We start from the raw sequence: 761 nt of genomic DNA on the forward strand, positions 1-761 counted from the left end.
GTGCATGATCACGCCGCATGCAACAGTTATCGCGCAACGTCCAGGCAGGGTGACCGCAATGAGCGAAGTGATCAACGTCGCCAAAGCTTACGATGAGGGACGCACTCTATTTATGGGAATAGAGCTGCTGGTTGCACCCGGTGCGCTCGTCCCCCGGCCGGAAACCGAATTGCTTTGCGCGAGCGCTGTCGATGCTCTGCGTCAGTTAAACGTGGCGGAGCCGCGGGTGATCGACATGTGCTGCGGCGCAGGCAATCTGGCATGCGCCATCGCTCTCAAGATCCCCGACGCACGCGTCTGGGCGAGCGACCTAACCGATGGATGCGTCACCGTCGCACGTCGCAATGTCGCCTATCACGGACTCACGCAACGCATGTCGGTGCTTCAGGGCGATCTGTTCGACGCTTTTTCAGATCTGTCGCTGGATGGGACCATCGACCTGATCGTCTGCAACCCACCCTATATTTCGGAAACGCGGCTCAGAGGCGACCGTGCCCCCTTGCTCGAACTCGAACCACGTGAGGCATTCGCAGCCGGTCCTTACGGGCTGAGCATCCATATGCGGGTTACGAAGGACGCAGTCCGATATCTGCGGCCGGGCGGCATCCTCCTGTTCGAGGTCGGCTCCGGTCAGGAGCGGCAGGTGACAACCCTTCTTGAGCGCAACAAGAGCTACGAGAGCATCAGCGTGGTAACGAACGAAACGGGCGAAGGCCGCGTCGTTATGGGATACCGTAAAGGCGCAACAACCTGAACCGCTA

1 protein-coding gene is annotated in these 761 nt (G+C 59.9%); it reads left to right on the forward strand.

Features of this window, described 5'->3' with window-relative positions; genetic code table 11:
• The coding region (locus AC1DS5_RS24970; RefSeq protein ID WP_477720934.1) for a N5-glutamine methyltransferase family protein at nucleotides 1-754 on the forward strand (754 nt) is incomplete at its 5' end.
• Nucleotides 755-761 lie beyond the last annotated feature (7 nt).

It is taken from the genome of Polaromonas sp. P4_H1 (genome assembly GCF_056400945.1).